The sequence below is a fragment of the Pseudomonas protegens genome (genome assembly GCF_003732485.1).
In the GTDB taxonomy this organism is placed as follows: domain Bacteria; phylum Pseudomonadota; class Gammaproteobacteria; order Pseudomonadales; family Pseudomonadaceae; genus Aquipseudomonas; species Aquipseudomonas protegens_B.
The window spans coordinates 82,718-107,898 of record NZ_MOAK01000056.1 but is presented as its reverse complement, the minus strand read 5'-3'; the positions used below and the strand labels follow the sequence as shown (position 1 = coordinate 107,898).

The following is a 25,181-nucleotide window of genomic DNA, read 5'->3' as shown; positions in this document are numbered from 1 at the left end:
CTGGTCTGCCTGACCGGCGGCGCTGGCGCTGCACTGCTGCCGGCCTGGGCCCAGGCGGCGCAACAGACCCAGGTGGAATTTGACATCGCCCCGGGCAACCTGGCCGGCGCCCTCGCCCGCTTCGGCCAGACCGCGCACATCCTCCTGTCCTACCCGGCGAGCCTGACCGACGGTCGCAGCAGCCCCGGCCTCAAGGGCCGGCATGATGTCGACAGCGGCCTGGCCCTGCTGCTCGGCGGCACCGGCCTGCAAGCGGTACGCGGCGCCAATGGCAACTATTCCCTGGAAGCCCGCAGCACCGGCGCCGGCCTGGAACTGAGCCCGGTCTCGATCTCCGGCAAGGCCCCCGGCTCCACCACCGAGGGCACCGGCGAATACACCACCTACTCCTCCAGCAGCTCGACCCGGCTCAACCTGACGCCCCGGGAAACCCCGCAATCGATCACGGTGATGACCCGCCAGCGCATCGACGACCAGAACCTCAGCACCTTGACCGACACCCTGGAAGCCACCCCGGGGATCATCGTCACCCGTGACGGCCTGGGGGCGGAAACCGACAGCTACTGGTCCCGGGGCTTCGCCATCCAGAACTACGAGATCGATGGCGTCCCCACCAACACCCGCCTGGACAACTACTCCCAGAGCATGGCCATGTACGACCGGGTGGAAGTGGTGCGCGGCGCCACGGGCCTGATCAGTGGCATGGGCAACCCGGCCGCCACCATCAACCTGATCCGCAAGCGCCCCACCAGCGAAGCCCAGGCCAGCATCACCGGCCAGGCCGGGACCTGGGACCGCTACGGCGGTGGCGTCGACGTTTCCGGCCCGCTCACCGACAGCGGCAATGTCCGCGGGCGCCTGGTGGCCGACTACAAGACCGAAAGTGCCTGGGTCGACCGCTTCAAGCAGCAGACCCAACTGCTGTACGGCATCACCGAGTTCGACCTCAGCGAGGACACCCTGCTGACCCTGGGTATGAGTTACCAACGCACCGACGTCGATTCACCGCTGCGTACCGGTCTGCCCACCCGCTTCAGCACTGGTGAGCGCACTCACTTCAAGCGCTCCACCAACACCGCGCCGGACTGGTCCTACAACGATCACCAGCAGACCAGTTACTTCGCCTCCATCGAGCAACAACTGGGCAACGGCTGGAGCGGCAAGATCGAGTACACCCACGCCGAGAACCAGTTCGATGAGGTGTTCAACTTCGCCATGGGCCAGGTGCACAAGGATGGCAGCGGCACCACTCAGTTGCCGGTACGCTTCTCCGGCACGCCGCGCCAGGACAACCTCGACCTGTACCTCACCGGCCCCTTCAACCTGTTGGGCCGCGAGCACGAACTGATCGGCGGCATGACCCTGTCCCAATACAAGGAACGCACCCCCGGCTGGGGCAACTGGCGCTACGACTACGCCGGTTCCCCGGCCGGGGTCATCGACGACCTGGACGGTTGGGACGGCCATTCGCCGAAACCGGACTTCAATGTCAGCGGCAAATCGTCGATCGATGAAAACCAGTACGCGGCCTACCTGACCTCGCGCCTGAGCCTGACCGACGACCTGTCCCTGATCCTCGGCAGCCGGGTCATCAACTGGAAACGCGACACCCACGAACGCCCTTACGACGGCGCCGAAAGCGAGGTCAATCGGGCTGAAAACGGCGTGTTCATTCCCTACGCCGGGGCGGTCTATGACCTGGACGACACCTGGTCGGTGTATGCCAGCTACACCAGCATCTTCAACCCCCAGGCGTCCTGGGTGCGCAGCGAAGACAACAAGCCCCTGGACCCGATGGAGGGCAAGGGCTACGAAGTCGGGATCAAGGGCAGCCACTTCGACGGCCGCCTGAATTCCAGCCTGGCCCTGTACAAGCTGCAGCAGGACAACCTGGCGATCTGGAAGCACGACAACGTCTACAGTGCCGAACAGGACACCACGTCCAAGGGCGTGGAACTGGAGTTCAACGGCGAACTGGCCGAAGGCTGGCAGGCGTCCGCCGGTTACACCTACTCGGTCACCACCAACGCCGACGACCAGCGGATCAACACCGGCCTGCCGCGCAACAGCTTCAAGACCTTCACCAGCTACCGCCTGCACGGCCCGCTGGACAAGCTGACCGTCGGTGGCGGGATCAACTGGCAGAGCAAGGTCGGCAACGACCTGCACACCTTCACCCAGGGCAGCTACGCGGTGACCAACCTGATGGCCCGCTACGACATCAGCCGCAACCTCAGCGCCTCGCTCAATCTGAACAACCTGTTCGACCGCGAGTACTACAGCAACGCCGGCCTGTACGGTAACTACGGCGCGCCGCGCAACCTGATGACCAGCTTCAAGTACAGCTTCTGAGGGGGGCAAGCCCAACAGAGGTTGAGTCACAACGCTGCACCCCGCCCTTCGCCCCGGCGAAGGCGGGTTCGGCACGCTACAGCCGGATATCGAACAGTCCCAACATCTGTTGCGATCCATTCACTACCAGAAGCGCCGCCTGGGCAGCCATGAAGGTGTAGAGACAACTGACAACCAGTACAGAGAGCTCGAACCAGACAAACATCGGCCAATTGCTAGCGCGCAATGGTCGCCCCACCATCAGTTCCTCTACCTTGCTTCGTGGAAGGTGGTAGACGATCTCGAAAATCTTGGTCTCGCGAAAATTGCTGACCACTGCGAACATCAGGGCCACCACGGTCACCCCAGCCATCCACCAGAACCCCACGAGCTCCACTGCATTCTGCTGATGTCCGTTGAGGCTGGTGCCTTGCTGGAAAAAGTACATGCCTATCCCCGAAACCAATGGCAGCACTATGCCGAAGTAGATCAGCAGTCCCAGGCAAGACATGGCAATACCGCTGGCGAAGACACAGGCGCGGATCACCCAAGCGAGAAAGTCTGGAGAAAACTTCGAGTAAGCTCGCTGGGTTTCAATTACTAGCAAGGGGATCAGCATGGTCAGTACGCCGACCGCAATATCGACTCCCTTGAAGCCCGTCCTGGGCAGCAGCAAAGCCGCCAGGAACGTCATCCCGCGACTCCCCACCCGCCATAGCATCTTGCCATCGTCAGTCACCCCCTTCGACCAGAACGCCTCGGTTATCCCCTTGCCGTCATCCATGCCCTCATCCATAAACTTTCTGCCTCATTGTTCAAAGCCGCGCATTGTCACCAGCTACTCATGTGACTGCCCAGTGCCAGAGCTTCGAGCCTCGCCAATCCGCTTGCCGCGTCGCGCCGCCACCGGGCTGGCCTGACCATCGCGCTGCTTGCCATGGCGGGCCTCGCTGATCAGCGCCGGAATCAGCGGCCCTTCCGGCAGATGTTTCCAGAAGCGTGCCGGCAAGTGCCCCTGCATGACCTTGGGATTGAGTCGCGCCGGGTTGAAGATGTGGCTGTAATAGGCCAGCCACAGGTCGCCTCCGGGGTCTTCGACAGGCTGCGCCAGTTGCTGCCAGGCAATGGGGCACTGACGTTGATAGAGCAGGTCCCGACCATCGAAATACACCCCGTCCCGGGGCGTGGCGATCATCCAGCGATGGCGCCCCATGCGCCCGATAAAGTGCTGGCTGGCGCTGGCCAGGATGTCGTGGGCCGGCTCGTGCCAGGCCACGAACTCCGGCTGTTGCGCCAGGCTCGAACGCCCTTCGGCCAGACGCACGAAGCGCACGAAGGCATGCAGGTGATGAGCCTCGCGGTCCACCTGCTTGATCCGTCGCTGCAACTCGCTGCCCAGTTGATCGCCGCTGAGCATGGCGGTGCGGTCGCCGTGGCTGACCCGCCACAGCACTTCGTACAACAGGCTCCAGCGCTGCTCGCCGCGATAGGCCGCCGCCCGCTCCAGCTGTTGCAGCAGCGTCAGGGGAATCCGCGCCTGGAACGGCCCGGCTTCCTGAGGCAGGTTCTCGTCACTGGCAAACAGATCGGCTTCCCGCCCCCCGGCCCAACTGACCCGGCTCGGGTCGATGGAATGGCTGAGCAGCCAGCGCGCCTGCTGGCGCCAGGTGTCGAACCGGTCGTCGCAGTCCAGACTGATCATCCCCAGAGCCCCATCTGCTGCGGTTGCGGCCGTTCCCGCAGTTGCTGGTAGAGCAAGGCGCTGCTGCTTTCCGCCTGCTGGGGGTGGTAGTCGCTGGTGATGAAGAACGGCTTGGCCTTGCTCAGCACACAGCGCATGCGCGCCAGGTCCTCATAGCGGATGCGGCGCTCGCGACGCAGTTCCACTAGGCGCTGGGTGGTACGCAGGCCGATCCCCGGAATGCGCGCGATCAAGGTGGGCTCGGCGCGGTTCAGGTCCAGGGGAAACACGGCGCGGTTGGCCAGGGCCCAGGCCAGCTTGGGGTCGATGTCCAGGGCCAGGTGCCCGGGGCCCTGGAACAGCTCATTGGCACTGAAGCCATAGCCCCGTAGCAGGAAGTCCGCCTGGTACAGACGGTGCTCGCGCATCAGTGGCGGTGCGGCCAGGGGTACGCTTTTCGGGCTGTTGGGAATGGGGCTGAACGCCGAGTAATAGACCCGCCGCAGGCGAAAGTCGCCATACAGGGCCTCGGCACTATGGAGGATGGTGCTGTCATCGGTGTCGTCGGCGCCGATGATCATTTGCGTGCTCTGCCCCGCCGGGGCAAAGCGCGGGGCCCGGGGCTCGTTGCGCACCGTCTGCTCGCCGGTATAGATGGTGCCCATGGCCCGCTTGATCGAGCCCAGCTGTTTTTCCGGGGCGAGGGTCTTGAGACCCTCGTCGGTGGGCAGTTCGACATTGACGCTGAGACGATCGGCATAACGCCCGGCGGCCTCGATCAGCAGCGGGTCGGCGTCGGGGATGGTCTTGAGGTGGATATAGCCGCGGAACTCGTGCTCCTCGCGCAATAGCCTCGCCACCTGCACCAACTGCTCCATGGTGTAGTCCGCCGAGCGGATGATCCCGGAGCTGAGGAACAGCCCGCTGACGCAATTGCGCCGGTAGAAATCCAGGGTCAGGCGCACCACTTCCTCGGGGCTGAAGCGCGCCCGGGGCACGTCGCTGGAACGGCGATTGACGCAGTACTGGCAGTCGTAGAGGCAGAAATTGGTCAACAGCACCTTGAGCAGCGAAACGCAGCGCCCGTCCGGGGTATAGCTGTGGCAGATGCCCATGCCGTTGCTCGAGCCCAACCCGCTTCTGCCTTCCGAACTGCGCTTGGGCGCGCCGCTGCTGGCGCAGGAAGCGTCGTACTTGGCGGCGTCGGCGAGGATGCTCAGCTTGTCGATCAGTTGCATGGCGAGGCTCGAATACTGTTTTTATATACAGTACAGAGTAAAAGCCCGGGACCACAAGAGAGTGGCCGGAGGCAAAATGAAAAAAACCTCTCGCCACCCCATCGGCAGCCTGGAGCTATTGGTGAAAATCCTTAAGATACGCGCGCGCCCATAACCTCTGGAAAGGACTCTGCCCCATGCCTCGTCTCTACCGTTTCTGCCTGTTCGGCATGGCCCTGCTGTCGAGCCTTGCCGCCAATGCCGCGCCCACCGACCAGGAACTGATCGACGCCCTGTACGCCAAAGTCCAGGCCCGGCAGGACTGGCAAGCCCAGGCCAGGCAATGCCCCAGCGACAACATGCCGGCCAGGACCGCGACACGGGCCACGCAGGCCAACCGCTGCGAAACCCCGGAGCAACTGGGGGCCTGCCTGCAGCGCTGCGAAACCGGCGACGGCAACGATTGCTACTGGCTGGCAACCACCCTGCAACAGGCCAAAGGGCCCGCCGCAGGCTATGAACCGCTGTACCAGCGCGCTTGCAGCCTGGGTCTGGTCTCCGGCTGCACCAACCGCGCCGCCGGCATGCTCACCGCCGACGCCGACAACCAGGCCACCCGGCACTGTGCGGTGCAGACCTTCAACAAGGCCTGTGAGCTGAATGATCCCTGGGCCTGTACCATGTACGGCTTCCACCTGAGCCGGGGCATAGGCGTAGCGCCCGACGCCGATCTGGCGCTGAAGGTGCTGGATAAATCCTGCAAGCACGGCCCCGCCGACCCGGCCTGCAGCGGGGCTCGACAGTTGCAGGAAGAGATCCGCGAGGCCATTCGGGCGGCGCGGCCCTGACAGCCGTCGGGGGATGCTTTCGCCGGTCAGCCGGCTTCTGCGGGAAACATGCCGGCGAACAATCCCTCAAAAGTACTTCAGCCACCCCAGATCGCGACGCCGGGACTTGAGTCGGGCGAAGGCCCGCACCGACGGGTACAGCGCCACGGCCAATAGCAGCGTGATCAGCCACAGCCACCCCAGCCAATCAAAGCCAAAATAGGCCCCTTGATTGCGCCCCAGCAGCGCCACGGCCAGCAGATACAGGCCCTTGAGCACATACAAGTGCAACAGGTAGAAGAACATCGGCGCTGCGCCAAATACGCCGAGCACCCGGATCAAACCGCTGTCCTGCCGCCGCTCCAGGGCCCGCAGCAGAAGCAGCCCGGCGCCCAGGGTCAGGGCGATAAACAGCAGCGACGGCGGGTATTTGGTGATGTTGAAGAAGCTCATCAGGGTTTGCACCAAGGTGTCGCCACTGACCCAGGGCCGCTCGCCATAACCGTTGAGCAGCCGCAGCACGATGAACCCCGCCAGCGCCGCCAGCCCCCACAGCAACAGACGCCGCTGCCGCTGAGCAGCCTCGGCTTCGCCGGCGAACCAGGGCCCCAGGGCATAACCCAGGCCGATCACGCCGATCCACGGCAGCAGCGGGTAGGAGGTCCGCAGGCGCAGCCCTTCGCCCCATTCGATCCAGCCGCGATCGTGGAGGATCGCCCAAGGCACGTGCAGCGCCTCGCCCGGGGCGAAGTGCAGCCCATCCAGCAGGTTGTGCCCGCCGATCAGCAGCAGGCTCAGGCCCAACAGCAGCGCCCGGGGCAGCCACAACAATGCCGACAGCGCCAGCATGCTCAGGCCGATGACCCAGATCACCTGCAGGTAGATCAGCGTCGGCGGAACCTGCCCGGTCCAGGCGAAGTTCACCAGGGTCAGTTCCAGCACCACCAGGAACAACCCACGCTTGAACAGGAAGGCGCTGGCATCTGCCCGATGGCCGTGCTTCTGGGCAAACAGGTAAGCCGAGAGCCCGGTGAGCAGGACAAACACCGGAGCGCACAGGTGCGCCAGGGTGCGGCTGGCAAATAGCCCGGGCTCGGTAGTGGCCACGTCCATGGGATCGCTCACCTGCCGGTGCAGGAAGAAGGTTTCCCGGACATGGTCCAGAAGCATGAACAGCATCACCAGGCCACGCAGGGCATCGATGCTCAGCAGCCGGGTGCCGAGGCTCGCGCAAGGGTTGGATAAAGAACTCATAAGGAGGGATCGCAGCGTCAGGTTCAAAGGGTCGGTGCCGGTCTCGCGCCCGGCAAATTTCCCGTTACTTTATAACATTAACCTGCCTGTCCGAAACTCCTTGGCTGGGGCCACGGCCCCAGGCAACAATTGACCTGTAGCGCCGCGCCCCAGCCAGTGCAGGGGCCGCGACGCTGCTCGGAGTTACTGATGCTGGACCTGCACCATGGAGCTGACCTGGACCCGGGCCTGCATCTGTTCGGCCCCTCCCCCGCGACGCATGCCGCGCACCGGGCAGGCATCCAGGTAGTCCAGGCCCACCGCCAGTTTCAGATGGCGCTCGGGTCGCGCCAGGCGGTTGGTCACGTCGAAGCTGTACCAGCCGTCGTCGAGCCAGGCCTCGGCCCAGGCATGGCTGGCCAGGTGGCTGGCGTCCTCGGTGCACAGGTAGCCGGATACGTAGCGCGCGGGAATCCCCAAGCTGCGGGCGCAGGCGAGGAAGGCATGGGTATGGTCCTGACAGACCCCAGCACCGCCGGCAAAGGCCTCGGCCGCGGTGCTGCCGACCCCGGTGGCGCCCGGGCTGTAGGGCATGTGCTCGGCCAGGGCCTGCATCAGCTCGATCAGCGCGGCGCGATCACGGCGCTCGCCGCAATGGCGCCGGGCAAAGTCGCAGAGGGCCGAGTCCGCCTTGCTCAGGTGGCTGCAACGCAGGAACGGCAGCGGCGACTGGCTGTCGCCCTCCACTTCCCGCGAGCCATCGATCTGCACTTCGCCAAAGGCCGTGAGGACAATGGCGCCGTGGGGCTCGTCGAGGGTCATGACATGCAGGATGTTGCCGTAGGGATCGCGCTGGGCGCGCACCTGCCGTGGCAGTTCCAGATGCCATTGGAGGATCTGCTGGCGCTGGCTGTTCTGGGGCGTCAACCGCAGGAACTGGATGCTGGTGCAGACTTCATCGGCGTAGCTGTAGGTCGTGTCGTGACGAATGGACAGTTTCATACCACCTCCAGATAGGACTCATGCACGGTCTGCCCCAGGTGGCGGATCTGGCCGATGCAATCGGTCAGCCACTGGTGCAGGCCGGAATCGAGAATCTCGTTGATCCCGGTGTAGCGCAGGCGCGCATTCAGCTCGGCGGCCAGGCGCTGGGCCGGGCGCCCGTTGTCCCCGGGCAAGGTGGCCAGGAGCTGGTCCAGCTCCTCGACGCAGGCATGCAGGGAGCGCGGTACATCGGCGCGTAGCAGCAACATCTCGGACACCTGCTCGGCCCCCGGGGCATTGCGGTAGATCTCGTTGAACGCCTCGAAGGACGACAAGGCACGGAGCAAGGCGCTCCACTGGTAATAGCCGCGGGCCGAGTCATCGCTGACTTCCTCGGACTCCTCGCCGAACATTTCATAGCGCGCGTCCAGCAGGCGCAGGGTGTTGTCGGCGCGCTCGATAAAGGTCCCCAGGCGGATAAAGCGATAGGCGTCGTTGCGCATGATGGTGCCGGCGGTGGCGCCGCGGAACAGGTGCGAACGCTCCTTGACCCACTCGCAGAACTGGCTGATGCCGTAGCGCCCCAGGCCGTTGCGGGCGATGTTGCGCATCTCCAGCCAGGTGGCGTTGATGTTCTCCCACATGTCCGCGGTGATCCGCCCGCGCACCGCATGGGCATTGCTGCGGGCCGCCCGCAGGCAGCAGTAGATGCTCCCCGGGTTGGTCTCGTCGAGGGCGAAGAAATGCAGCATGCGCTCGGTGTTGAGCTCACCGTAGCGCTGGTTGTAGTCATCCAGGGTGCCGGCCGCCAGCAACGACATGGCCAGTTCGGCATGGCCGTCACCGCGCCCGGCCTGGGGCATCAGCGACAGCGAATAACTGACCTCGAGCATGCGTGCCAGGTTCTCGGCGCGCTCCAGGTAGCGGGACATCCAGTACAGATCCGCAGCTGTTCTTGAGAGCATGGTTCAGTCCTCCACTACCCAGGTGTCTTTGGTGCCGCCGCCCTGGGACGAGTTGACCACCAGCGAGCCTTCACGCAGCGCCACGCGGGTCAGGCCTCCGGGCACCAGGCGGGTTTCGCGGCCCGAAAGCACGAACGGCCGCAGATCGATATGCCGCGGGGCGATGCCGCTTTCGACAAAGGTCGGGCAGGTGGACAGGGACAGGGTCGGCTGGGCGATATAGGCCTCGGGGCGGGCCTTGAGGCGGGCGCGAAACTCTTCGATCTGGGCCGCGGTGGCCGCCGGCCCGACCAGCATGCCGTAGCCGCCGGAGCCCTGGGTTTCCTTGACCACCAGATCCGGCAGATTGGCCAGCACATGGGACAGCTCGGCGGGCTTGCGGCACTGCCAGGTGGGCACGTTCTTGAGGATCGGCTCTTCGCTCAGGTAGAAGCGGATCATTTCGTCCACATAGGGATAGATCGACTTATCGTCCGCGACCCCGGTACCCACGGCGTTGGCCAACACCACATTGCCCGAGCGATAGGCGGCGATCAGCCCGGGCACCCCGAGCATGGAATCCGGATTGAACGACAGCGGATCGAGGTAGGCATCGTCCAGCCGACGGTAGATCACGTCCACCGCCTGGGCGCCGGCCGTGGTGCGCATGAACACCCGATCGTCCCGGACGAACAGGTCGGCGCCCTCCACCAGTTCCACGCCCATTTCCCGGGCGAGGAAGGCGTGCTCGAAATAGGCGCTGTTGAAGCGCCCCGGGGTCAGCACCACCACCGTCGGGTTGTCCAGGGGGCTGGAGCTCTTCAGGGTGTCCAGCAACAGGTTGGGATAATGGTCGATGGGGGCAATGCGCTGAGCGGCAAACAGCTCGGGAAACAGACGCATCATCATCTTGCGGTCTTCAAGCATGTAGCTCACGCCGCTGGGGGTGCGCAGGTTGTCTTCGAGCACGTAGTAGCTGCCATCGCCGTCGCGCACCAAGTCCACCCCGGCGATATGGGCATAGGTGCCCCGGTGCAGGTCCAGGCCCTGCATCGCCACCTGATAGCCTTCGTTGGCCAGCACCTGCTCGGCGGGAACGAGGCCTTCCTTGATGATCCGCTGGCCGTGATAGATATCCGCCAGGAACAGGTTCAGCGCCTGGACCCGCTGCACGCAGCCGCGCTCCACGGTGCGCCACTCGCTGGCCTTGATGCTGCGAGGAATGATGTCGAAGGGAATCAGACGTTCAGTGCCCTGCTCGTCGCCGTACAGGGTGAAGGTGATACCGGCGCGGTGGAACAACAGATCGGCTTCGCGCCGACGCTGATCCAACAGCTCAATGGGGGTGTCCGCCAACCAACGGGCGAACGCTTGGTAATGGGGTCGACAGGTGCCGCTGGCAGCGTACATTTCATCGAAAAAAGCGCGGGACATAGCCAACTCCTTGCCGTGATGCGAACGGCTTTTTATTTGAACCCTGTGTGTGCGTGACCCGGCTTTGACCTTGAAGGGATGATCGTTCCCCTGTGTGCGAGCACCTCCTGGGCTCACGATCGGACGGCTCCTGCCGCCCGCCTCACAGAGCGGTAGCAATCGCTATGCCGCAAATGCCCAAACAACCGTCACAGCGGCGTACGGCTTGAAAAATCGGCAAAAAGCGACAAATACATTCAAAAAAGAGACGCACCTCTCCAGCAGGAACCTGTCTTGGGGACGCCCATGGGGACTCAGCTTGAATCACGGCGAACCGACACGGGCTGAATCGGTGCATAAAGTTCCGGAGAGGATTTTTTTGCCCCGTTATCGGGAGTTTTCCGGACTGTACGGCGTGCACTGGCCAGCAGCGGCCCCTGAGCACTGACCGCCCGCGCACCATCGAGGTTCAAAGGATTGACTGGCCACGACGGGGATTGGCCGGCTTGCCGTCAGTTGCGCACCGGCAACCGGGCCAGGATCAGCGCCACCGCCTGCTCCGGCGACAGGCTCGCACTGTCCAGGCGCAAGGGCACCGCCGCCCAGGCCTCGTAGTCGTGATCAAGCACCGACTGCCAACTGGGCGCTTGCAGGCCCGGTACATCCACTTGCCGGGTCTCGACCCGCCGTCGATGTTCCCGGGGGTCGCAACAGATCACCTCGACATCCAGCAGCGGCACATCCAGCTGCTGTGCCAAATCGCTCCAGGCCTGGCGGCTTTCGGCCACGGGGTTGACGCAGTCGGCCAGCACCGGGTTGCCCAGGGCCAGATTGGCCTCGGCCAGTTGCAGGGCGATCTGGTAGCCGGCCTTGCCGACCTCTGGCAGGCCGGCATCGCGCAGGCCCTGCTCGATGCTGTCGATACGCAGGTAGGTGGCTCCCAGGTGGGGAGCCAGGGTGCGAGCGATGGTGGTTTTGCCGGAACCCGGCAATCCGCTGAATACGATGAGCATGCATGGTCCTGGCTGAAACGCTGGAGGGCAAGCTTCAACGCAATGACCGTCGACGTCCAGTACAGGACCGCCCGGCACAGCAAAACAGCGTCAGGGCGACGCTGCAGGCCTGTCGGCCGGGACGCTTCGCGGCCAGGACAACAGTTCGCTTTCCGACATCGGCCGGGCGTACCAGTAACCCTGGGCCATGACGCAGCCCATCTCCAGCAACAGGCGCCGTTCGAGCTGGGTTTCCACCCCCTCCACCACCAGGCACATTTCCAGGTTGCGGGCTAACGCCAGGGAGGCGCCGACCACTGCACGACAGCGCGGCTGGTGCACCAGCTCACGGACAAAATGGGCATCGAGCTTGATCTGGTTGAACGGCAGTTCGCACAGGCGCTGCAAGGAGGAGTAGCCGGCGCCGAAGTCGTCGATGGCCAGGTTGCACTCCATCATTCGCAGGCGCACCAGGTTCTCCAGGCTGATGGCCGGTGCCTGCACCAGGCCCACTTCGGTGATTTCGAACGTCAGCAACCGCGGCGGAACCTGATGCCGGTCGCTGGCCTCACGGATATGCCTGACGATGTCGCTGCAAGCCAGCTGTCGGGGCAGCAGGTTGAACGCCAGCTCCAGTTCCTCTCCCTGGTCCAGCAGGCGGCGCTGCAGGGCCATGCCCTGGTCAAGCTGCTGGTGCAGCACCTCATCCAACAGGCCCGAGGCCTCCAGTTCATCGAGAAAGGCTACCGGTGCCAGGACCCCATGTTCGGGATGGCACCAGCGCATCAGCACTTCGGCGCCACGGCAAGTGGCATGCTGCAGGTCGAACTTGGGCTGGTAATAGGACACGAACTGGCCCTGCTCGACGCCCCGCTTCAGGTCTTCACCGCGCACCGGGGCGAAGTGCCGGGGCGGCGCCGGGGCCTGTTGCTGATGGCGCAGTTGATAGAGTTCGAGCATCGCCTGCAGGGTCGCCAGTTCCGCCGGCTTGCCCACATCCCCCAGGACAATCAACCCGTGCAGGCTGATCATCTGCAGCACCGCGCGACGCAGGTCGGGCTCAATCAGGCTGTAGAGAATCACGGCCCGCACCAGTTGCTCCTCACTGGCACGCCGCAAGAATTCCAGGCCGTCCATGCCTGGCATCTGCAAGTCGCAGAGCACGATATCCGCCGCACCGCACTCACGCAGCAGCTTCAGGGCACTGGCCCCGTCGGACGCCGCCAACGGCTGAGCTACACCCAGGCGCCGCAACTGCTCCAGGGCCAGCAGCTGCTGCACCGGATGGTCTTCGAGAACCAGCATCTTCAGGGTTTTCACGCGCGGCTCCAGGGTGAGCGGCGACTGCCGAGGGAGGACCCGATAACGGATCACTTGGCCCCTTCTGGGGCACCAACCAACAGGAGCATTGCGAGAGTGCAGATAGACACAAGCGTATCGCTAACCGCAAGCGGGTCAAGGCATCGACAATACCTTCGGTCCGCCGGCCTCAATGGGCTTGCCCGAGCCCGCGCGACCCAGGAAAATAAGCCCGTTTCGCGCCCACCCTTGATCTATATTTGTTTGCAGCATTGGCCCTAAGCCCTTGTGCAGCTGGCCACGCGGGCTGCCACTTTCCTCCTCGACTCATCATTGTGCAGTTACTCGATCAGGAGCCTCGATGCCTCGCTTTCTCCTGCCAACGCTGATATGGCTGGCATGCCTCCCTGCCCAGGGCGACACCGCGACTCCCTTGCAACTGCTCAACTACGAATCGCCCCACCAGCATGAGCTACCCCTGGCCAACGACGACTGGCAATGGTTGCGCAACAAGCGCGAGCTGGTGCTGGGCACCTCGCAGCAGAACCTGCCCCCCCTGGAGATGGTCAACGAGTCCAGGGAATATGAAGGCATCACCGCTGACTACATCGGCCTGCTGGCAGACGCCCTGGGGGTGAAGATCGCCATCCGTGCCTACGACACCCGCGAGCAGGTCTACGAGGCCCTGGCCAAGGGCGAGATCGACCTCATTGGCGGCGTCACCTTGAGCGAAGCCCAGAAGCACCCACTGCTGCGCAGCCGGAACTACCTGATCAATCGCCCGACCCTGGTGGCCCGCCTGGGTGATTCTGCATCGCTGAAAAACGGCTTGCAGGGACGCAACCTGGCCATCGCCCTGGACACCATCACGCTGCCCGCCGCCCAGGCCTTGTACCCCAAGGCCCGAATCGAAAGCTACAGCAGTACGGATGCGGCCATGGCCGCCGTGGCCTTCGGTGACGCCGATGTGTTGTTCAGCGACGCGGTCTCGGCGCAGTTCCTGATCTCGCGCAACTACAGCGACTACCTGCGGATCATCTACAGCGGCCCGGCCGGCCTCTCGGGTTTCGCCTTCGCGGTGAATCCGGACAACCACCAGTTGCAACGCTTGCTCGACTCCGCACTGCAAGCGCTCCATAAAGAGCAGGACATCAGCATCCGCAATCGCTGGGGCGATCGCCTGCTGCTGAGCATGGAAAAAACCGCTCTCACTGCCGATGAGCAACGCTGGATCGAAAAAAACCCCGTGGTGCGCATCGGCATTCACCGCTATCTGCCGCCGATGTCCTACTTCGACGCCGATGGCAATTACCTGGGGATTACCTCCGACCTGCTGACCATGCTGGAGGCCAAGACCGGGCTCAGTTTCGAGATCGACGCCCAGCCCAGCTTCACCGACCTCAACAGCGCCGTGCGCGAGGGCCGGGTGCAGATGGTTGCCGATCGGGCCCGCAACCCTGAGCGCGAAGGCTACCTGCAGTTCACCCGACCCTACCTGGTCGGGCCCTACATGCTGATCACCCGCGATACCCCCGATGCGCCGAAAACCCTGGAAGACATGGCCGGCAAGACTCTGCTGATCGGCAGCGGCCATTCTCTGGTGCCGCTGCTCCGCCAGCGCTATCCGCAGATCCGCATCAAGGAAGTGCAGACCAACTTCGAAGCCCTGACCCTGCTGCGCGAGCATCAGGCCGATGGCGCGGTGCAAGCGGAGATCGCCGTCAGCTTCAACCTGCCACGGATCAAGGAAGACCGGCTCAAGGTCAACTCGGCCCTCAACCTGCCCCTGCTCAATGAGTCCTTCGGCATCCGTCGCGACCAGTTGGAACTGTTCAGCATCATCGACAAGTCCCTGCGCAGCATCTCGCCCGACGCCCTCACCGAGCTGAACAATCGCTGGCGTTCCAAGGCGGCAGTCGTCCCGCCCTCCTGGCGCGACTACCGCACCACCCTCTACATGGCCGGTGCCGGCGCGCTGCTGTTGCTGCTGATCGCCCTGGCCTGGGGCTACGCCATGCGCCGCCAGGTCAGCCAGCGCGAACGGGCCGAGCATGCCCTCAACGATCAGATGCGCTTCATGGACGCGCTGATCAACGGCACCCCCAACCCGATCTATGTGCGCGACCTGAACCGCCGCCTGGTGATCTGCAACGACAGCTACCTCAAGGCCATGGGTACCGATCGCCAAAGCGTGCTCGGCACCGGCCTCGACCAGTTGCCGGTGCCCGAAGCGCCGCAGTTTGCCGAAGACTTCAAGACCATTCTTGCCGGCGGCCAACCCTTGCTGATCGACCGCGAAGTGCACATCCGTGGCCAACGCCTGAACATCTACCACTGGATGCTGCCCTACCGGAATGCCCAGGGTGAGATCCAGGGCATCATTGGTGGCTGGCTCGACATCAGCGATCGCCAGCTGCTGCTGGAAGAACTGACCCAGGCCAAGAACGATGCCGACAAGGCCAACCGGGCCAAGACCACCTTCCTGGCCACCATGAGCCATGAAATCCGCACCCCCATGAGCGCAGTCATCGGCATGCTCGAGCTGGCCCTCAAGCGCGCCGACCAGGGCCAGCTCGACCGCAGCTCGATCGAGGTGGCCTACGGTTCGGCCCAGGGTCTGCTGGAGTTGATCGGCGACATCCTGGATATCGCCCGGATCGAAAGCGGGCGCCTGAGCCTGAGCCCCGAGCGGGCCAACCTGCGGGATCTGGTGGAGTCGGTGTTCCGGGTCTTCGATGGCCTGGCCCGGCAAAAGGGCCTGCGCCTCGAGCTGGACCTGGACAGCAGCGTCAATGGCGACGTGTTGGTGGACCCGTTGCGCTTCAAGCAGGTTCTGTCGAATCTGCTCAGCAATGCGATCAAGTTCACCGAACACGGCGGGGTGCAGATTCGCCTGCAGGCCGAGGGTGACGATGGGCAATTGCTGCCCTTGCTGATGACCGTCAAGGACACCGGGATCGGCATCGAGCCCGACGACCAGCTACGGCTGTTCCAGCCCTTCAGCCAGGTGCCCGGGCAACATCAGAACGCCCGCTCGGGAACCGGGTTGGGCCTGGTGATCTGCCGCACGCTGTGCGAAATGATGGGCGGTCAACTGCGCCTGGAGAGCCAGCCCGGCGTCGGCACCCTGGCGCGGGTGCAGGTGCAGTTGAGTCGTCTCGACCCGTTGCCCGATACCCCGCCTCCGGTAGCGCAGGAAACCCTGGCGGTCAGCGCCCGGGCGCCGCTGCATATCCTGGTGGTGGACGACAGCCAGGCCAATCGCCAACTGCTGTGCGAGCAGTTGCGCTTCCTCGACTATTCATTGAGCCAGGCGCACAACGGTGCCGAAGCCTACAAGGCCTGGCAGCGGGAAACCTTCGATGTGGTGATCACCGACTGCAACATGCCGGTGCTGAACGGCTACGAACTGACCCGACAAATCCGCCTTGCCGAACAGATCCAGGGCCGGCCACCGGTGCAGATCTTCGGTTTTACCGCCAACGTCCAGCCCGAAGAGGAACAGCGTTGCCGGGACGCCGGCATGAACGGCTGCATCTTCAAACCCATTACACTGCCAGAGCTGGCCCGCCGCCTGCAGCAACTGCCCGCCCTGCCCCGCTTGCAACTCAGAACCAGCAGTGAGCACTACGACATCCAGCAACTGGACCACCTCACCGGCGGCAACCCCGAATCCATCCAGCGGGTGCTCAAGGGCTTGCACCAGAGTAACCAGCAAGACCTGACGCAGATCCGCGAGCTGCTGGCCAACCCCGACAACAAAGGCGTGAGCGACCTGGCTCACCGTATCCACGGTGCCGCGCGGATCATCAACGCCCAGGCCCTGATCGATGAGTGCCAATACCTGGAGAGGGCCTGCCGCGAAGGCGCGAATACCGACCAGATAAAGACGGCATTGATCCGACTGGAGCAGGCCATGGTTGGGTTGGATCGCGACTTGCTGGAGTCCCTGGTGAGCGACTGAGCAACCCTGGCATCACCTCATCGCACGCTTGCCGCAGCATCAAGGCACCGGAGCTGCGCAGCCGCCGGGGCTCAGGCCCGCAGGCTTTGCAGCTCCAGACCGGCCGATGCCGACAGCGGCTTCGCTGGCTGAATCAAGGCGATGCCGAAATGCCTGCTGATGTAGCGCCCGCCGGTGCCGGTCAGGGCCAGGGCGCGGCTGTCCAGATCCTGCCTCAGCCATTTGCGCTGCAACAGAACACGCAGCAGCGCCGCCCCCAAAGCACCTCCCAGGTGCGGGCAGCGCATGCTCCAGTCCAGGCACGGACAAGCCAGGCTTCGGCGCAATCTGCGCAGCTCGGCCACGTCGATGCCCAGACCGCGGAAGAACTCGACACCGTTGTCACTGACCCGATAATCCTTGCCCTCTTCGCCCATCAGCAACCAACCGGCCTCGAACATCCGGTCGTGCAACTGCACCCCCAGGGTGCCTGCCAGGTGGTCGTAGCAAGTGCGGGCAAATTGCAGGCGGTCCGGGGTACGCGGGGTGAAGCTACTGGCCTGGCCGATCACCATCAGCGCCTCCAGGGCCTGGGCCACCAGCGGATCGCCGAGGCAGTAGTAGCGGTGCCGGCCCTGGACCTGTACCCGCAGCAGGCCCGCATCCCTGAGCTTGGTCAGATGGGCGCTGGCGGTGGAAGTGCTGACCTCGGCAATCGCCGCCAGCTCGGTGCTGGTACGGGCATGGCCATCCATCAGGGCACAGAGCATCCGGGTGCGAGCCGGCTCGGCGATGGCCGCCGCCACGCTGGATACCCCCAGGTCGTTCTGCACTACATTCATATTTCGCTCCATGACGAATCGTGTCTTCGAAAGGATGAGGATAGTAGCAACCTGAATATCTGCCCGACATAGAGATGAATCATGGACCCGATCAGCGCTGTCACCCATTTCGACCCCTACGATTTCTGCTACGCCCGCCTGCGCGCCCGGGGCGGCCTGACCTACGATTCAGCGCTGGGCCTGTGGGTCGCCAGCAGCGCCGCCGCGGTGGCGGCAGTGCTCAACCACCCCGCCTGCCGTGTCCGACCACCCGAGGAGCCGGTGCCCCGGGCCATCGCCGGGCGGCCTGCAGGGGAAGTGTTTGCACGCCTGATGCGGATGAACGATGGCCCTCGCCACGGCTGTCCTCGCGCAGCCGTGGCCGCGCCCCTGGAGCAACTGGGTGCCATCGACCTGATGCCCTGGCTGGCACAATGGCGCCCAGCCCTGGACGCACCGCTAGGCGCCGGCGACCTGCACCGCTGGCAGTGGCACCTGCCGGTGGCGCTGCTGGCAGGGCTGCTGGGAATCGCCCCCGAGCGACGCGAAGACCTTGCCCGGCGCACCGGCGAATTCGTTGCCTGCCTCTCCCCCTTGAGCAATGCAGAACAGTTGCAGGCCGCCGACTCAGCGGCGCAATACTTGATCCAACACATGCAGGCATTGCTCGATGCCCCGCAACACAGCCCGTTCCTTCGGGCGATCCTCGAGCGCAGCAACGGCCTGGTTCCAGAGGATCTCCTGGCCAATCTGCTGGGCCTGCTGGCGCAAACCCACGACGCCTGCGCCGGGCTGATCGGCAACAGCCTGATCGCCCTGCTGGCGCAACCGTCACTGTGCCAACGCCTGTGCCGTGCCCCGGACCTGCTCAGTGCCTGGCTGCTGCAACGCCAGCGCCTGGACCCGCCGGTGCAGAACACCCGCCGGTTCGTCGCCCAGGCCTGCACCCTGCTGGGTGTGGACCTGCAAGCCGGCGATACGGTGCTGGTCCTGCTGGCGGCGGCCAACCACGACCCGGCCCTGGCTGCGGTCACCGGCTGCGATCCGGCGTACCAGGGGTTCAGTTTCGGCAGCGGAGCGCACCGCTGTCCCGGCCAGGGCCTGGCACTGAATATCGTCCAGAGTTTGCTGCAGCTCCTGCTGCGCGTGCCGGGGCTGAGCGCCCTGGCGCTGGACTGGCACTACCAGGACTCGGTCAACGGCCGTATTCCCCTGTTCACCGATGCCGCCGGATAACCGGCAAGCGCATTGGCAGTCCCCGGTTGCTTGAGGTAAAAGGTGCCCCACTGCCAAAACCGATACTGGAAAAGGAACAACAATGCTGTTTGTGGTGATGCTGGGGGGAAAACATCCCAGAGCGAAAATTGAAGTCCACGATGTCCAGTTCGTGGTCGCCGACCGTCTCGAAGCGGCCTACCCGCAACTGCGCGAAGGCTGGTTCGGCAGCCCGGCTGGCTTGCACATCGACTCCTGGATGCAGGTCGACGGGGTCGAGGACTGCAAGGTCGAACTCAGCGCCCTGGCGCCACAGCCGGGTGCACCGCGCCTGTACTTCCTGAACCTGGGCGGCTACGAAGCGGCAGCCTTCGGCGAGGCCCACAGCTACCTGCTGGTGGTGGCCCGGGACAAGGCCGAAGCCAAGGCCAAGGGCAAACGGCAGATGCTTGCCCACTGGCACAAATCCCACACCGATGCCCTGCTGGACGTGGACGACTGCCTGCCAATCGACCTGCTGGAAGGCCGTTATGTGCACCTGGTGCCCGGCCCGCACCGGGGCATCGTGCAGCAAAACGACTACATCATTCTGGGCTGACCTCGTAGGAGCCGGCTTGCCGGCGAACAGTCCATCGAGCCTTGCATCGCCCTTGCGGACGCTTTCGCCGGCAAGCCGGCATCCTACGATGCGCGGCACACACGACAGTTACATTGAGCTACGTCCCTGCAGGTGCCATGTACGCCGCTTTTTTCAGGGAGCAGGCAAGCATGCCGTTCCATGCTCGTGCAGCACAGGGCGCTGACGGTCAGCGAAGCCAATGCCCGGACCCGGTGCTTCTAGGGGCTCAGGTAGTCCAGCTCAAGATCGCTGATATCCGCGACCTGACTCAGCAGAAACTCCCGCAGCCGGGCGATGGGTTCCCGGCGCACGCTGTCTCGCAGCCACACCAGGTAATAACCGTCCCCTGACGCTACGGCGCTGGGGAATGGCAGGCTGACCCGCCCCCGACGAATGTCCCCCACCACCAGGTGCAGATCGCCAATGGACAGTCCGTGCCCGGCCATGGCCGCAGAGATCGCCTGGTCCAGGGTGTCGAAAACATTGCCCCGCTCCAGTCGTACCTGTTGCAGCAGCTCGCTGTCCTTGAGCCGTTGCGCCTGCAACCAGCGTCGCCAGTCGCGACGGTCTGCCGAAGGATGGATCAACTCGGCGTCCTTGAGCCGTTCCAGGGTCCAGGGCGGCCCGTCCGCGGCCTCGGGTGGACCGATGGGTATCAGCCATTCATCGAACAGCTTGCAGGCCTCGATCCCGGCGCCAAAGTGCCCGTTGCCCAGGAGAATCGCGCAGTCGTAGGGCTCGGCGTAAAAGTCCACATGGTCGAAGTCCATCCAGACACTGGCCAGTTGCACCGCCAGCACCGGCTGTTGCCCCTTGAGCTGCTCCAGGACCCGCAGCAGCCAGCGCATGGTCAGGGTCGAAGGCGCCTTGAGACGCAATTGGCCGGTGTTGGCCCGCAGCGGCAGGCAGGCATCCTCGATGATCCGAAAGCCCACCTTGAGCTCCCGGGCCAGGCGCTGTCCGGCTTCGGTGAGCACCAGCCTGGGGCCGTGGCGCTCGAACAGGCGACAGCCGAACTGACTTTCCAGGGTGCGGATATGCCGGCTGATGGCGCTTTGGGTCAGGGACAGCTCCTCGGCGGCCCGGGTAAAGGAGCTGGAGCGAGCGGCCACTTCAAAGGCCCGCAGCGCGTAGAGCGGTGGCAGGGATTGGACCATCGACAGGCACCGATAATGATTAATACTCATAGTGGGTCATAGCTTTTTGCGTTTTTCAATGCAGGACAAAGCCGCCAAGCTGAAGTCTTGCACATGACTTGAAAGGCGTTACTCGTGGACCTGAACCTGTCGTTATTGTTGGCCTATGCACTCAGCGTACTGATGCTGGTGGCCACCCCGGGGCCAGTGGTGGCCCTGATCGTCAACACCAGCATGAACGCCGGGCCGCGCCAGGCCGTGTTGACCGCCCTGGGCACCAACGCTGCGTCGCTGCTGCTGGCGCTGTTGGCGGTGCTGATGCTGACCACCGGACTGGCGCTGGACCCACGCCTGATCGGCTGGGTCAGCCTGCTGGGCTGCTGCTTCATCGGCTGGCTGGGCGTGCAAGGACTGCGGGAGGTGTTTGGTCCGGCCCCCGTGGAAACGGCGCCACGCACCGACAAGGGCCGTCAGGGCCTGGCCAGCGGTTTCCTGGTGGGGATCGGTAACCCCAAGGACATCATTTTCTTTGTCTCCTTCTTTCCCCAGTTCATCCAGGTCACCCACGCCTTGCAGCACAGTGCGCTGCTGCTGACGCTGGTCTGGGTGTTGGTGGATTTTGCCGTGCTGGGGGCTTACATCCTGCTGGCGCGCCAGGGTTTCTCGCTGAAGTACAAACGCCTGGTGACCGGCATCTCCAGCCTGGCGCTGTTGCTTGTGGCACTGCTGGGCCTGGGCTACGCCGTGCTGGAGCTGTGCAGTACAGACAGCCCATGAAGCGCAGTGCGCCCCATCATCCGCCCCCATCATCCGTAGTCCCCGGGGGCATTACGGACTCAGCGCTCGCGGCCTTGCAAAATTCTCCTGTGGGAAGCACGCCATGAATTAACATAGCCACGCGCCACCCGTCCTCAGGACCCGCCCTTGCATGCTGTCCAGAATCCGATGATTGCTGTCTGATCCCTACTGTGTCTGACCCTGTTGCTGGCCCTGCTGGCGTTGTGGCTGCTGCGCCGCGAACGCCGCGCCCAGGCCCAGTTGCGGGCCTATCGCAAACTTGCCGAAGGCTTGCCCGACGACGCCGAACGCTTCAAGCGCAGCCAGTACTTCGTGCGCATCGGCACTTGGGATTGGGAAGTGGACATCCAGCGGCTGTACTGGTCGGAGGCCATCTACGGCATGTTCGGCTTCAAGGTCGGCAAAGTGCTGCCCTCCTACGAACTCTTCTGCTCCTGCGTGCATCCGGACGATCGCCAACGGGTCCGTGCCGGCGAATCGCGCTGCCTGGAAACCGGCGAGAACCATGATGAGGAATACCGCGTGGTGTGGTCCGACGGCAGCAGCCTCGGGGTCGCGGTGTTTCCCGACCATGCCGGGCGCATGGACCAGTTGCTGCACGTCGCCGACCTGGCGATGTACGAGGCCAAGCGCAGCGGCAACAACCAGTACCGCCTGGGACAGTAATACCCGGCAGCAGGGCCTAGGCGTCGCGACCCGCGCCGAGCAACCGCTCATGCAGAAAGCCCAGGGCCGCTTGAAACAGCGGGTGCCATTGGGCCGACGGCGGGCTGGCCAGGGGATGCCAGAAAAACTCGAAGTGATGACCGCCATCATCCTCGGTGAAATGGCTCCAGGACTCTGGCAACTGCACCAGCACCCGGCACTCATGGAAGGCCCACACCTGGCCGCAAAACCCCGAATGCCAGAGGCCCAGAAACCGGCGCTCCTCGGCCTGGACGCCAGCCTCTTCCGCCAGCTCGCGGACCGCCGCAGCGGCCGTCGACTCTCCCGCCTCCACCGTGCCCTTGACCAGTTGCAGACCGGCCAGCGGGTGGCGAAAAGCCAAGACCTCAAGCTCAGTGGTGTGGCGCAGCAGTACCGCACAAGCCTTGTTGGCAGGCATCGGCGTTTCTCCTGAGGTTCGGGCCTTAGCCTCAATCATCCCGGGTCAGCACTTCCAGCAACTCGATCTCGAAGATCAGGTTGGAGTTGGGCGGGATCGCACCCATGCTGCGCTCGCCGTAACCCAGGTGCGCCGGCACCAGCAGTTTGCGCTTGCCGCCCACTTGCATACCCATCAGGCCCTGGTCCCAGCCCTTGATCACCCGCCCGGTGCCAATCACGCACTGGAACGGCTTGCCGCGATCGTAGGAGGAGTCGAAGCTGCTGCCGTCCTCCAGAAAACCCCGGTACTGGGTGGTGATCAAAGCCCCCTTGACCACGGCCTTGCCATCGCCCGGCTGGATATCGATCACCTGCAATTGGTCGCTCATACTTCACTCCCGTTCAAAGATTGCCCCGTCACGGGACCGCGGCGCGCTTTTTCGCAGAATTGCCGCTGCTTGGCAATCACTGCGCTGCGACCGATCCATGCCGGACCCGGATACCTGTGTCGGTGCCGAGAAATATTTCGCCGAATGCCGCCTCGATGCTGGCCAGCCCCGCATCCCAGTAGGGACTGGCATGAAACTTCAGGCCCATCAGCCTTTACTCCTTACACCGCTCACTGGCGCAACAACCCGGACTCATAGTCCAGCCAACCCTGTTCAAAGCATGCCTGCAGGTAGTCCAGCACGCTGTCCAGCAGCACCGAGGCCGGCACATTGATTGAGTAGAAGGCCTTGCTCATGCCCTCCCAACGGCAGCCCAGGGCATTGATCCGTTCCAGCACCTCGGGCGCCCGGGCCCGACCGGTTTCAAAAAACACCAGGCGCAGCGTGCTGTTGCCACTGCTGCGTTCGATCTGCTGGAACCACTTCAAGCCATCGGCCTCGACCTGGACTGCAACGTCATCCTCGTAACAGACATCCGGGGAATAGAACGGAATATTGGCGACACGGTACAGGCCGTCAGGCTGCTGCTGCGCCCAGACGCCTTCGCTGGCTGCCGGCGGATAATCGTCGACCACGGTCAACCTGAGCATGATCTTGTCCATCACCTGTCCCTGGTTCATTGAATAAAAAGCCCCCGGCCGAGCCTGAGGCCGACGAACGCCGAGCGCTTTTTCGCAGAATTGCCGGTCCGTGGCAATCGTTGAATGGCGCTCGGGCAAAGGTCTGTCGCTGCCCGGGAAGTTTCCGTTACCATTGCCACCCCCACGCCCCACCCCGATAAGGACATCCCATGGCCACCGCCGATATCGTCACCCTGGTGCTGCTCGCCTTACTGGCGCTGTACCTGGTCAGCCTCTACAACCGTCTGACGACCCGGCGCAACCGCCTGCGCAATGCCTTCGCCCAGATTGAAGTGCAGCTCAAGCGCCGCTACGACCTGATTCCCAACCTGCTGGAGACCGTCAAAGGCTACCTGCAGCACGAGCGCCAGACCCTGACCGCCCTGGCCGAGGCGCGCAACAGTGCCCGGGACAGCCTGCAAGCGGCCGCCGCGCAACCCGGCGACAGCACACGCATCGCCCGCCTGGGCCAGGACCAGGGTGCCCTGGACCAGGTCCTCGACCGCCTGCACCTGAGCCTGGAGGCCTATCCGGAGCTCAAGGCCTCGCAGAACATGGCGCAGCTCAGCGAAGAGCTCACCAGCACCGAGAACAAGGTCGCCTACGCGCGCCAGGCCTTCAACGACGCCGTGACCGACTACAACCTGTGCAAACAGCAGGTGCCGGCGCTGTTTTTCGCCGGACTGTTCGGCCACCGGGCCGATGCCGCGCTGCTGCAATTCGCCGACAGCGCGCACATTCAAGAAGCCAGCAAAGTGTCCTTCCAGTAACCCCGCCGCCTGCCCCCGGAAGCTTGCATGAAGTTCTTTCAACACCAGGCCCGTGCCCGGCGCCACACCCTCAAACTGCTGCTGTTGATGACCCTGGCGGTGACCACCCTGGTCAGCCTCAGCAGCCTGGGGCTGGGCCTGTTGTGGCGCGAGCTGAATCAGCAGTACGGCCAGCCCAAGGTGCTGAACTGGACCGTGGTCGCGGTCATAGCAGTACTCATGCTGCTGGTGGTGGTGCTGGGCAGTTGGTACAAGACCTGGCGCCTGCGGGCCGGCGGCAAGGTGATCGCCGAGCACCTGGGCGGGCGTCTGATCAACGACTCTCCACGAGGCAGCGAGGAGCAGCGACTGCTCAATATCGTCGAGGAAATGGCCCTGGCCTCCGGCGCCACGATGCCGGCCGTGTATGTCCTGCCCGAAGACGCAATCAATGCCTTCGCCGCCGGACTGACCCCGGAGCAGGCGGTGCTCGGAATCACCCGCGGAGCCCTCACCCACCTGGACCGCGACGAATTGCAGGGCATGGTCGCCCATGAGTTCAGCCACATTCACAACGGCGACATGCGCCTCAACACCCATTTGCTGGCGGTGATCCATGGCCTGCTGGTGTTCAGCCTGGCGGGCATCGCGGTGCTGCGCCAGGCCGAAAAACAGCACCTGGGCAGCGACCGTCACCGTTTCATCTGGCAGATCGTGTTCGCCGTGCTCGGCCTGGCCCTGCTGATCTTCGGCTCCCTGGGCAGCCTGCTGGGCAACCTGATCAAGGCCGCCATCTGCCGCCAGCGCGAGTTTCTCGCCGATGC

General features: G+C 64.3%; 23 protein-coding genes and 1 pseudogene. 9 read left to right on the top strand and 15 right to left on the bottom strand.

Annotation, left to right across the window (positions count from 1 at the left end; translation table 11 throughout):
* A complete protein-coding gene (locus BLX41_RS15805) occupies positions 1-2,352 on the top strand; it encodes a TonB-dependent siderophore receptor (RefSeq protein WP_123725667.1) in 2,352 nt (783 codons plus the stop codon).
* Positions 2,353-2,428: 76 nt separating this feature from the next.
* Here BLX41_RS15805 and BLX41_RS15800 read toward each other — a convergent pair whose 3' ends face one another.
* From BLX41_RS15800 to BLX41_RS15790, 3 genes are read right to left on the bottom strand one after another with little or no spacing between them, the layout of a single operon-like run.
* Positions 2,429-3,115, bottom strand: a complete 687-nt coding sequence (locus tag BLX41_RS15800) for a hypothetical protein (protein ID WP_259744940.1) — start codon at positions 3,113-3,115, stop codon at positions 2,429-2,431.
* Between the two features lie 54 nt (positions 3,116-3,169).
* Positions 3,170-4,033 carry a TIGR03915 family putative DNA repair protein gene (locus tag BLX41_RS15795; RefSeq protein ID WP_123725665.1) on the bottom strand — a complete coding sequence of 288 codons (864 nt, stop codon included), beginning with the start codon at positions 4,031-4,033 and terminating at the stop codon, positions 3,170-3,172.
* The gene (locus BLX41_RS15790; RefSeq protein ID WP_123725664.1) at positions 4,030-5,250 is read right to left on the bottom strand and encodes a putative DNA modification/repair radical SAM protein; all 1,221 of its coding nucleotides are present in this window, start codon (positions 5,248-5,250) and stop codon (positions 4,030-4,032) included. Before BLX41_RS15790 ends, BLX41_RS15795 begins: the two co-directional genes overlap by 4 nt.
* 176 nt (positions 5,251-5,426) lie before the next feature.
* On the opposite strand from BLX41_RS15790, the gene BLX41_RS15785 reads away from it, so the two are divergent.
* Positions 5,427-6,077, top strand: a complete 651-nt coding sequence (locus BLX41_RS15785; protein ID WP_123725663.1) for an SEL1-like repeat protein — start codon at positions 5,427-5,429, stop codon at positions 6,075-6,077.
* Between the two features lie 66 nt (positions 6,078-6,143).
* Here the strand turns inward: BLX41_RS15785 and BLX41_RS15780 are convergent, their stop codons facing one another.
* The 6 genes from BLX41_RS15780 to BLX41_RS15755 form a co-directional block, all read right to left on the bottom strand.
* Positions 6,144-7,310 (bottom strand): acetyltransferase domain-containing protein, encoded by a 1,167-nt coding sequence (locus tag BLX41_RS15780; RefSeq protein WP_123725662.1) that lies wholly within the window; start codon positions 7,308-7,310, stop codon positions 6,144-6,146.
* 183 nt (positions 7,311-7,493) lie between these two features.
* A complete protein-coding gene (locus tag BLX41_RS15775) occupies positions 7,494-8,291 on the bottom strand; it encodes a transglutaminase family protein (RefSeq protein ID WP_123725661.1) in 798 nt (265 codons plus the stop codon).
* Positions 8,288-9,238 (bottom strand): alpha-E domain-containing protein, encoded by a 951-nt coding sequence (locus BLX41_RS15770; protein ID WP_123725660.1) that lies wholly within the window; start codon positions 9,236-9,238, stop codon positions 8,288-8,290. Before BLX41_RS15770 ends, BLX41_RS15775 begins: the two co-directional genes overlap by 4 nt.
* A 3-nt stretch (positions 9,239-9,241) precedes the next feature.
* Entirely contained in the window at positions 9,242-10,651 is a 1,410-nt protein-coding gene (locus tag BLX41_RS15765; RefSeq protein ID WP_123725659.1) for a circularly permuted type 2 ATP-grasp protein, read from the bottom strand.
* A 491-nt stretch (positions 10,652-11,142) separates the two neighbouring features.
* Positions 11,143-11,643 carry a P-loop nucleotide/nucleoside kinase family protein gene (locus BLX41_RS15760; protein WP_123725658.1) on the bottom strand — a complete coding sequence of 167 codons (501 nt, stop codon included), beginning with the start codon at positions 11,641-11,643 and terminating at the stop codon, positions 11,143-11,145.
* Between the two features lie 90 nt (positions 11,644-11,733).
* Positions 11,734-12,942: an EAL domain-containing response regulator gene (locus tag BLX41_RS15755; protein ID WP_123725657.1), complete on the bottom strand. Its 1,209-nt coding sequence runs from the start codon at positions 12,940-12,942 to the stop codon at positions 11,734-11,736.
* 340 nt (positions 12,943-13,282) lie between these two features.
* On the opposite strand from BLX41_RS15755, the gene BLX41_RS15750 reads away from it, so the two are divergent.
* Entirely contained in the window at positions 13,283-16,885 is a 3,603-nt protein-coding gene (locus tag BLX41_RS15750; RefSeq protein ID WP_123725656.1) for a transporter substrate-binding domain-containing protein, read from the top strand.
* 71 nt (positions 16,886-16,956) lie between these two features.
* On the opposite strand, the gene BLX41_RS15745 is transcribed toward BLX41_RS15750, so the two are convergent.
* Positions 16,957-17,706: an ArsR/SmtB family transcription factor gene (locus BLX41_RS15745; RefSeq protein ID WP_123725655.1), complete on the bottom strand. Its 750-nt coding sequence runs from the start codon at positions 17,704-17,706 to the stop codon at positions 16,957-16,959.
* Between the two features lie 81 nt (positions 17,707-17,787).
* Between BLX41_RS15745 and BLX41_RS15740 the strand changes: the two genes are divergently transcribed.
* Both BLX41_RS15740 and BLX41_RS15735 read left to right on the top strand, forming a co-directional pair.
* On the top strand, positions 17,788-18,921 hold the full coding sequence (locus BLX41_RS15740) for a cytochrome P450 family protein (protein WP_123725654.1): 1,134 nt from the start codon (positions 17,788-17,790) through the stop codon (positions 18,919-18,921).
* An 82-nt stretch (positions 18,922-19,003) separates the two neighbouring features.
* The gene (locus BLX41_RS15735) at positions 19,004-19,498 is read left to right on the top strand and encodes a DUF1543 domain-containing protein (RefSeq protein ID WP_123725653.1); all 495 of its coding nucleotides are present in this window, start codon (positions 19,004-19,006) and stop codon (positions 19,496-19,498) included.
* Positions 19,499-19,737: 239 nt separating this feature from the next.
* Here BLX41_RS15735 and BLX41_RS15730 read toward each other — a convergent pair whose 3' ends face one another.
* Positions 19,738-20,676: a LysR substrate-binding domain-containing protein gene (locus BLX41_RS15730; protein ID WP_123725652.1), complete on the bottom strand. Its 939-nt coding sequence runs from the start codon at positions 20,674-20,676 to the stop codon at positions 19,738-19,740.
* A gap of 120 nt (positions 20,677-20,796) precedes the next feature.
* Between BLX41_RS15730 and BLX41_RS15725 the strand changes: the two genes are divergently transcribed.
* Positions 20,797-21,432 (top strand): LysE family translocator, encoded by a 636-nt coding sequence (locus BLX41_RS15725; RefSeq protein ID WP_185073603.1) that lies wholly within the window; start codon positions 20,797-20,799, stop codon positions 21,430-21,432.
* Between the two features lie 189 nt (positions 21,433-21,621).
* Positions 21,622-22,095 (top strand): annotated as a pseudogene (locus BLX41_RS15720) (PAS domain-containing protein); the annotation flags it as partial.
* A gap of 40 nt (positions 22,096-22,135) precedes the next feature.
* On the opposite strand, the gene BLX41_RS15715 reads toward BLX41_RS15720, so the two are convergent.
* From BLX41_RS15715 to BLX41_RS15705, 4 genes are all read right to left on the bottom strand, one after another.
* Positions 22,136-22,558, bottom strand: coding sequence for an NUDIX hydrolase (locus tag BLX41_RS15715; protein WP_123725649.1), 423 nt, complete (start codon positions 22,556-22,558; stop codon positions 22,136-22,138).
* 31 nt (positions 22,559-22,589) lie between these two features.
* Entirely contained in the window at positions 22,590-22,928 is a 339-nt protein-coding gene (locus BLX41_RS15710; RefSeq protein ID WP_123725648.1) for an FKBP-type peptidyl-prolyl cis-trans isomerase, read from the bottom strand.
* 76 nt (positions 22,929-23,004) lie between these two features.
* Positions 23,005-23,136: a hypothetical protein gene (locus BLX41_RS35460; protein WP_259744939.1), complete on the bottom strand. Its 132-nt coding sequence runs from the start codon at positions 23,134-23,136 to the stop codon at positions 23,005-23,007.
* Positions 23,137-23,158: 22 nt separating this feature from the next.
* A complete protein-coding gene (locus BLX41_RS15705; protein WP_259744938.1) occupies positions 23,159-23,578 on the bottom strand; it encodes a DUF4265 domain-containing protein in 420 nt (139 codons plus the stop codon).
* 200 nt (positions 23,579-23,778) lie between these two features.
* On the opposite strand from BLX41_RS15705, the gene BLX41_RS15700 reads away from it, so the two are divergent.
* Together BLX41_RS15700 and BLX41_RS15695 are read left to right on the top strand one after the other, a co-directional pair.
* Positions 23,779-24,378, top strand: a complete 600-nt coding sequence (locus BLX41_RS15700) for a LemA family protein (RefSeq protein WP_123725646.1) — start codon at positions 23,779-23,781, stop codon at positions 24,376-24,378.
* 27 nt (positions 24,379-24,405) lie between these two features.
* Positions 24,406-25,181: M48 family metalloprotease (locus tag BLX41_RS15695; RefSeq protein WP_259744937.1), on the top strand; the 776-nt coding region annotated here is incomplete at its 3' end.

Coding starts and splice junctions, on each gene's coding strand:
- BLX41_RS35460 (WP_259744939.1), bottom strand. CDS start 23,136: ATGGGCCTGAAGTTTCATGCCAGTCCCTACTGGGATGCGGGGCTGGCC.
- BLX41_RS15770 (WP_123725660.1), bottom strand. CDS start 9,238: ATGCTCTCAAGAACAGCTGCGGATCTGTACTGGATGTCCCGCTACCTG.
- BLX41_RS15735 (WP_123725653.1), top strand. CDS start 19,004: ATGCTGTTTGTGGTGATGCTGGGGGGAAAACATCCCAGAGCGAAAATT.
- BLX41_RS15780 (WP_123725662.1), bottom strand. CDS start 7,310: ATGAGTTCTTTATCCAACCCTTGCGCGAGCCTCGGCACCCGGCTGCTG.
- BLX41_RS15740 (WP_123725654.1), top strand. CDS start 17,788: ATGGACCCGATCAGCGCTGTCACCCATTTCGACCCCTACGATTTCTGC.
- BLX41_RS15775 (WP_123725661.1), bottom strand. CDS start 8,291: ATGAAACTGTCCATTCGTCACGACACGACCTACAGCTACGCCGATGAA.
- BLX41_RS15750 (WP_123725656.1), top strand. CDS start 13,283: ATGCCTCGCTTTCTCCTGCCAACGCTGATATGGCTGGCATGCCTCCCT.
- BLX41_RS15785 (WP_123725663.1), top strand. CDS start 5,427: ATGCCTCGTCTCTACCGTTTCTGCCTGTTCGGCATGGCCCTGCTGTCG.
- BLX41_RS15700 (WP_123725646.1), top strand. CDS start 23,779: ATGGCCACCGCCGATATCGTCACCCTGGTGCTGCTCGCCTTACTGGCG.
- BLX41_RS15790 (WP_123725664.1), bottom strand. CDS start 5,250: ATGCAACTGATCGACAAGCTGAGCATCCTCGCCGACGCCGCCAAGTAC.
- BLX41_RS15715 (WP_123725649.1), bottom strand. CDS start 22,558: ATGCCTGCCAACAAGGCTTGTGCGGTACTGCTGCGCCACACCACTGAG.
- BLX41_RS15745 (WP_123725655.1), bottom strand. CDS start 17,706: ATGAATGTAGTGCAGAACGACCTGGGGGTATCCAGCGTGGCGGCGGCC.
- BLX41_RS15760 (WP_123725658.1), bottom strand. CDS start 11,643: ATGCTCATCGTATTCAGCGGATTGCCGGGTTCCGGCAAAACCACCATC.
- BLX41_RS15730 (WP_123725652.1), bottom strand. CDS start 20,676: ATGGTCCAATCCCTGCCACCGCTCTACGCGCTGCGGGCCTTTGAAGTG.
- BLX41_RS15765 (WP_123725659.1), bottom strand. CDS start 10,651: ATGTCCCGCGCTTTTTTCGATGAAATGTACGCTGCCAGCGGCACCTGT.
- BLX41_RS15710 (WP_123725648.1), bottom strand. CDS start 22,928: ATGAGCGACCAATTGCAGGTGATCGATATCCAGCCGGGCGATGGCAAG.
- BLX41_RS15705 (WP_259744938.1), bottom strand. CDS start 23,578: ATGCTCAGGTTGACCGTGGTCGACGATTATCCGCCGGCAGCCAGCGAA.
- BLX41_RS15800 (WP_259744940.1), bottom strand. CDS start 3,115: ATGGATGACGGCAAGGGGATAACCGAGGCGTTCTGGTCGAAGGGGGTG.
- BLX41_RS15795 (WP_123725665.1), bottom strand. CDS start 4,033: ATGATCAGTCTGGACTGCGACGACCGGTTCGACACCTGGCGCCAGCAG.